Raw genomic sequence first — 6,368 nt, forward strand, 5'->3', positions numbered from 1 at the left:
GGGGTCGCGGGTTCGAGTCCCGTCCACTCCGCCACTTATATTAAGCCTCAGTCGAAAGACTGAGGCTTTTTTCGTTTCTACTGCGGCGTTTCCCTGAAGTGTGTTTACACCTAATTAGACTACTCCCCATAATCCCTACTAAGCGAACTCTGCGTGATTACACACTAGGCTTTAATTAATATAGGCCGTTGATGCTGTGGAAAGACAATATGACCTACAAACAAACCTAAGTAATCTATGGTATTCAAAGGCGTTCAACGGCTTGAATCTTGATGAGAAAGAAAAAACGAACTGTGCGCATAATCCAGAAAAGCGTCATATATACCCCCAATCTCTCCTGGCTCAAAAATCAAACGACTTGAAAAGAATTGGAAGGTGAAAGATTGAAGGAGCTCTTCATTAGCGAGGTGATGGTTTTCGACGCTGAACATTTGATGAGTCTCAGAAAAAATATATCGCCAAGGGGTAAGAAGCGCCAAAACAGAGAGGGGTAGCTTAGCTCGAGGCTGTAAGCTATGCGGAATACTCACAAACGTCAAAGCTCAAATCCATTAAGAGAGTCGCTCTAGATCTAAGTGGTTATGTGCTCACTAGCGGTACTAGAAAATAGTTAAGTATTCCAAATGGATTATATGAAAAAGCCAACTGCTAAAGCGGTTGGCTTAGTATAAAAATCTCGACGTACTTTAGAGCGAGAAATGATGTCTAAAGAATACGTTTTAAAACACCATCTGCCTTTAGGCGGGTGATTTTTCTGACCAGTCGCTGTACCCCTATAGGATAGTCTTCTACTTTCTCTAATTGCTTATAAGTACAGATAAGGTGAGTATGCTCAAGAATACGCGAAACTTCGTCTTCAAACTTCCCAGTGAGCTTCGCATAATTGTCTTGTATGAGTAGCCCATTTTCTAGGTCGAGTGACCAAGCACGTGGATTTAGGTTATTCCCAGTAAGTAGCATATAGCGTTTATCAACCCAAATACCCTTAAGGTGGAAGCTGTTATTGTCATGCTTCCATAGGTGAATTGACAATTTACGTGCGGCGATATTCGCTTCATTGGCTTTCGCAAAGCGACGCAAATTCACTTCGTAAAGATATGGAAGTCCGCCAATGGTTTTAAAGTCTTCCTCAGGTGCAATGTAAAAGTCGTTGGCGGTTTTATCACCCACAACAATCGTTACTTTCACACCACGCTTCATGGCTCGTTTCACTTCACGATGAAGTGCTTTAGGGAAGTTAAAGTAAGGCGTACAAATGAAAATTTCGTCTTGGGCTGCTGCCAATAACTTTACAATCTGTTGATTGAGCAGATTACGGCGTTTGCCTAGCCCAACTAACGGAGTGACTTTTACACTTTCTTCTGTTGCAGCTTGGTCTTCAAACTTATAGTTGGCTTGAGCAAGAGAAGCCCTCAGTTGGCGAATCGCCGACTTTATTTCTTTGGTTTCTGGTTTATCTTTTCCTGCAAGATCATTAACGGCAGGGTGAGCAATCATTTCTTCCTGAATGAATTGCACCATTGAATTCGCTAAAGATTCATGTCGAATCACATGGTAACGATCAAATCGATAACGTTCATGATAATGGAGATAAACGTTATTTAAGCTCGCCCCACTGTAGATAACAGTATCATCGACAATGAAGCCTTTTAAATGCAGTACCCCAAAAACTTCTCTGCCACGCACTGGTATGCCATAGACAGGGATTGGGTGTTGGTACTTACTGGCATATGCTTTGTAAAGCGCTGAATTACCCTCAGATGTCTCCGCACCAATCAGGCCACGCTGCGCTCGATGCCAGTCGACACAGATATTGATGTCCAACCCAGGATTGCGCTGTTTCGCTTCATAAAGCGCAGTGAGAATTTCACGTCCAGCTTCATCATCTTCCAGATATAGAGCGACTAGGTAAATTCGCGACGTTGCTTTGCTGATAGCATCTAAAAGACGGGTTCTGAATGATTCTGCTGAATACAGAACATCAAAGTCTTCCGGATTGACAGCGAGACTTGGCAACTGTTCGAATGGATTCCTACTTACTATCATATCGGTATGAGTACCTTAGTTTAGTGCAATATTGCGAACCTGCCATTTTATCAAAGATATGATTTACCTGGCTACAAAAGCACGCGTTTTGATGTCGTTGAAGAGATGAATTGCATTGGAATGAGATCTTTACCGCTATCTACATAACGTTGAAATGCCATTTTTAGCGGGTGTGGTAGCTCAGAGCAATCAATTGTTGTGAATCCATGCTTGGAATAATAGGATTCGAGATGTGTAAACGCGAAGCAATAATCGCCATCAGTGAAAACATTGTTTTTACAATGAGTTAGTAGTTTTTTTCCAATCCCTGTTCCCCTAACTTTCGGAATGACCAACATTCCTGTCAACAGACGAACTTTATCTACACTTTTTAAACGTAGTAACGCAATGATTTCACCCTTATGGCTTGCTGTAATGATCAATTCATCCTTTTTGGCTCGACCCGCAGGGTAATACGCTTTGTATAGTTTCTTAATGAGGGGGAGCTTGATGGGATTTAACACTTCTATGATTAATGAGTCTGGTATTGTCACTGCGGTTAAAAGATAACTAATGTAGAATGTCGACAGTTTAAGAGAATCTTATCTGGTGTTGCAAACCTACTATGCAAATTAAAACAAATGCGAGCCTAAAGGCTTACCATACTTTTGGAATTGAACAATCGTGTTCCTATTTAGCTATCGTTGAGTCGCTCGAAGATGTTATTGAGCTATTTCAAAACCCAAGATTCACCCATTTACCGAAACTTTTTTTAGGTAAAGGAAGTAATGTTCTTTTTACAGAACATTTTGAGGGATTAGTGATTGTTAATCGAATCATGGGTAAAGAAGTCACGGAAACGGATGAGCACTACCTATTACATATTGCCGGTGGTGAAGATTGGCCTGAATTAGTTTCCTGGTGTGTGAATCAGGGGATCGGTGGGATCGAGAACTTAGCTTTGATTCCAGGTTGTGCTGGCTCGGCTCCTATTCAGAACATTGGTGCGTATGGCCTAGAGCTAAAAGACATCTGTGATTATGTAGATGTTCTTGATCTAACTACGTTTGAAAACAAAAGAATGCACGCCCAAGACTGTGAGTTTGCCTATAGGGATTCCATATTTAAACATGCGTTGCACGGAAAGTGCTTTATCACCGCATTAGGGCTTAAGTTGGCGAAGCAATGGCAGCCGATTAACCAGTACGGTCCTTTACAAAGTATCCCAGAAGAACAACTCAGCCCTGCTTCTATCTTCGAACGAGTATGCCAAGTGCGAAAGGCAAAACTGCCAGATCCAACCAAGATAGGTAACGCAGGTAGTTTCTTTAAAAACCCAGTGATCACGCAAGATCACTATGATCGACTTACAAAAAAATACCCTAACGTAGTGGCCTACCCAGCTTCTGGAGGAATGAAAATTGCTGCTGGTTGGCTTATCGATCAGTGTGGATTAAAAGGGAAGTCTGTACATGGTGCGCAGGTCAACCCTATGCAAGCTTTGGTTTTGACCAACATAGATAATTGTAGTGCTGATGACATTGTCGCGCTTGCTTCTTTAGTGAAGCAGACAGTATGGGACAAATACCAAATCATACTTGAGCATGAAGTACGCTTTCTCAATCGTACCGGGGAGACCAATTTGACTCAGATCGAGGCATCTAGATGAGAAAAGATCACTCTACGAAACTTCATATTTTAAAGTTATTAAGTGATGGAGAGTTTCATTCAGGAGAAGCGTTGGGCGACGATCTTAATGTTTCTAGAGCGGCAATCGCTAAGCACATTAAAGGTCTTAGTGAATGGGGTATTGATATTTATCGAGTGCAAGGGCGCGGTTACCAGTTAGCCTCACCATTGCAGTTGTTAGACGAGACTCTCCTGACCACTAGCTCGGAGTCACTTGTTGAACTCGTCCCTGTGATTGACTCAACGAACCAATATTTGCTCGACAGAGTCGCGGATTCGGAAAAGGGCCGTGTTTGTATTGCTGAATATCAAGCACAAGGGCGTGGTCGCCGCGGTAGACAATGGGTCTCACCGTTTGGCTCTAACTTATATCTCTCTATGTATTGGCGACTGGATGCAGGAATGGCTGCGGCAATGGGCTTGAGCTTGGTGATTGGGATTGCCGCAGTGGAAGCTTTGGAAGAAGTAGGCATGCAAGGTGTTAAACTCAAGTGGCCGAATGACTTGTATTATCAAGATAAAAAACTGGCCGGAATCTTGGTTGAAATGTCGGGTCAGGCCGGTGGGGCTGCTCATCTAGTGATTGGGATGGGCCTGAATATTGGAATGCCTGACGACCAGCCTGAGATTGACCAGCCATGGACCACGTTGAACCAAGTAAATCAGAGTCTCAAGATCGATAGAAATGTTCTAGCAATGACACTTATCAAGCATTGGAATTCCGCACTTGTCGAATATGAAATGAAAGGACTTACTGGCTTTATCGAACGTTGGAATCGGTTAGACAATTTCCTTAATCGTCAGGTCAAACTGCTTATTGGTCCTAGAGAGGTATATGGCGTCGTTCGAGGCATCGATCATCAAGGTGGAATATTAATCGAAACCTCCCAAGGACTAGAGACTTATATTGGTGGTGAAATCTCGTTGCGTAAAAGTGACTAATCTTCGATTACTTTCGCAACGAGACTTTATCAACCAAGTGGTTAACGCCTTTGTGTAGAATCAAGTGGGCTCTCTCACGAGTTGGAAGAATATTCAATTCTAAATTGAGCCCATTAATATCATGCCAAATTTGCTTCGCTTTTTTCTTTGCGTCATCGACAGAGAGTTGTGTGTAGTGGCTAAAATAAGAGCCTGGTTTCGTAAAGGCCCCTTGGCGAAACTTTAAAAAGCGTTCTACATACCAATGTTCAATGGTCTCTGTTTCTGCATCGACATAAATTGAAAAATCTAAAAAGTCAGAGACGAAGACACGATGCGGGTCATGTGGATAGTCCATTCCACTTTGCAGAACGTTTAAACCTTCAATAATAAGAACATCCGGTCTATCCACTTTTCTTAGTTCATCAGTAATGTCATACGTGATGTGAGAGTAGATGGGTACTTCAAGATCGGGCTTTCCTGCCTTTACGTCAGACATGAACTCGACTAAGCGCTTGATATCATAGGATTCTGGGAAGCCTTTACGATGCATGATACCGCGTTCTTCTAGTACTTTTTTCGGATATAGGAAGCCATCTGTTGTAACCAAGGACACTTTGGGATGATTCTCCCAACGAGAAAGCAATGCCGTTAGAATACGAGCAGTCGTACTTTTGCCTACAGCAACACTGCCAGCGATACCAATTACGAAAGGGGGAGCATGTTCCTCTGTATTTAAGAATTGTTGTAATACGGAATTGCGGCTTTGACGAGCTTGGACATACAGATTCAAAAGACGAGACAAAGGAAGGTAGATCTCTACCGCTTCCTCCATGGTTAGGTTTTCATTAATGCCCTGAAGCGCAGTCAAGTCGTCTTCAGAAAGTGTCATCGGTACAGAGTTTCTTAACTCGGCCCAATTTGCACGGTCAAATGACAAAAATGGACTCATGGGTCTCTTTTATCCTTGGTTTAATAGAAGCAAGAACATACATCAAGCGAACTTCAAAGCAAACGACAAAGGTCGAAGTTTGCTTTAAAAAAGCTAAGTTTGTACGAATTTGCAGCAAACGAATCTAAAAAATCGAAATTTATGATTTTTTTTCAAATTACTATTGCAACCTAGAAAATCATTCAATAGAATGCGCACCACTTATGCCGACTTAGCTCAGTAGGTAGAGCAACTGACTTGTAATCAGTAGGTCACCAGTTCGATTCCGGTAGTCGGCACCATTCTTTCCTTTAGTAGTCTGAATGGCTTGAAAATTTGGAGGGGTTCCCGAGTGGCCAAAGGGAGCAGACTGTAAATCTGCCGGCACTGCCTTCGATGGTTCGAATCCGTCCCCCTCCACCATATTCTTTAGGAAATAGCTCTCAGAGTTACGTGTTGCGGGCATCGTATAATGGCTATTACCTCAGCCTTCCAAGCTGATGATGCGGGTTCGATTCCCGCTGCCCGCTCCACTCTAATTTGAGTGCTGATATAGCTCAGGTGGTAGAGCGCATCCTTGGTAAGGATGAGGTCGGCAGTTCGAGTCTGCCTATCAGCACCAGCTCTCAAGTTTATTTCCTTTTGATATTAGATTTACCAATTATCTTTTTTTGGTTGCGTGGTCAATTTGGGCCACCTAAATCCGTACCTAGAGGGACCACTCATGTCTAAAGAAAAATTTGAACGTACGAAACCGCACGTTAACGTTGGTACTATCGGCCACGTTGACCACGGTAAAACA

5 protein-coding genes and 4 tRNA genes are annotated in these 6,368 nt (G+C 42.7%); 6 read left to right on the forward strand and 3 right to left on the reverse strand.

Features of this window, described 5'->3' with window-relative positions:
• Positions 1–705: 705 nt before the first annotated feature.
• A complete protein-coding gene (gene pssA, locus R7Q48_RS23570) occupies positions 706–2,046 on the reverse strand; it encodes a CDP-diacylglycerol--serine O-phosphatidyltransferase (protein WP_213886990.1) in 1,341 nt (446 codons plus the stop codon).
• Positions 2,047–2,117: 71 nt separating this feature from the next.
• Positions 2,118–2,549, reverse strand: coding sequence for a GNAT family N-acetyltransferase (locus tag R7Q48_RS23575; RefSeq protein WP_017821963.1), 432 nt, complete (start codon positions 2,547–2,549; stop codon positions 2,118–2,120).
• 101 nt (positions 2,550–2,650) lie between these two features.
• Here R7Q48_RS23575 and murB point away from each other — a divergent pair, with 101 nt between their 5' ends.
• Positions 2,651–3,694, forward strand: coding sequence for a UDP-N-acetylmuramate dehydrogenase (gene murB / locus R7Q48_RS23580; RefSeq protein WP_053306556.1), 1,044 nt, complete (start codon positions 2,651–2,653; stop codon positions 3,692–3,694).
• Positions 3,691–4,656, forward strand: a complete 966-nt coding sequence (gene birA, locus R7Q48_RS23585; protein ID WP_005373054.1) for a bifunctional biotin--[acetyl-CoA-carboxylase] ligase/biotin operon repressor BirA — start codon at positions 3,691–3,693, stop codon at positions 4,654–4,656. Before murB ends, birA begins: the two co-directional genes overlap by 4 nt.
• Before the next feature lie 7 nt (positions 4,657–4,663).
• Here the strand turns inward: birA and coaA are convergent, their stop codons facing one another.
• Positions 4,664–5,587 carry a type I pantothenate kinase gene (coaA, locus tag R7Q48_RS23590; RefSeq protein WP_005388683.1) on the reverse strand — a complete coding sequence of 308 codons (924 nt, stop codon included), beginning with the start codon at positions 5,585–5,587 and terminating at the stop codon, positions 4,664–4,666.
• Positions 5,588–5,792: 205 nt separating this feature from the next.
• Between coaA and R7Q48_RS23595 the strand changes: the two genes are divergently transcribed.
• The 4 genes from R7Q48_RS23595 to R7Q48_RS23610 all read left to right on the forward strand — a co-directional run bounded on the left by R7Q48_RS23595 (position 5,793) and on the right by R7Q48_RS23610 (position 6,188).
• A tRNA-Thr gene (locus R7Q48_RS23595) sits at positions 5,793–5,868 on the forward strand.
• Between the two features lie 36 nt (positions 5,869–5,904).
• Positions 5,905–5,989, forward strand: a tRNA-Tyr gene (locus tag R7Q48_RS23600).
• A gap of 35 nt (positions 5,990–6,024) precedes the next feature.
• Positions 6,025–6,099 (forward strand) — tRNA-Gly (locus R7Q48_RS23605).
• A gap of 13 nt (positions 6,100–6,112) precedes the next feature.
• Positions 6,113–6,188 (forward strand) — tRNA-Thr (locus tag R7Q48_RS23610).
• The last annotated feature ends 180 nt before the right edge of the window (positions 6,189–6,368 follow it).

The organism is Vibrio sp. 378 (genome assembly GCF_033339435.1).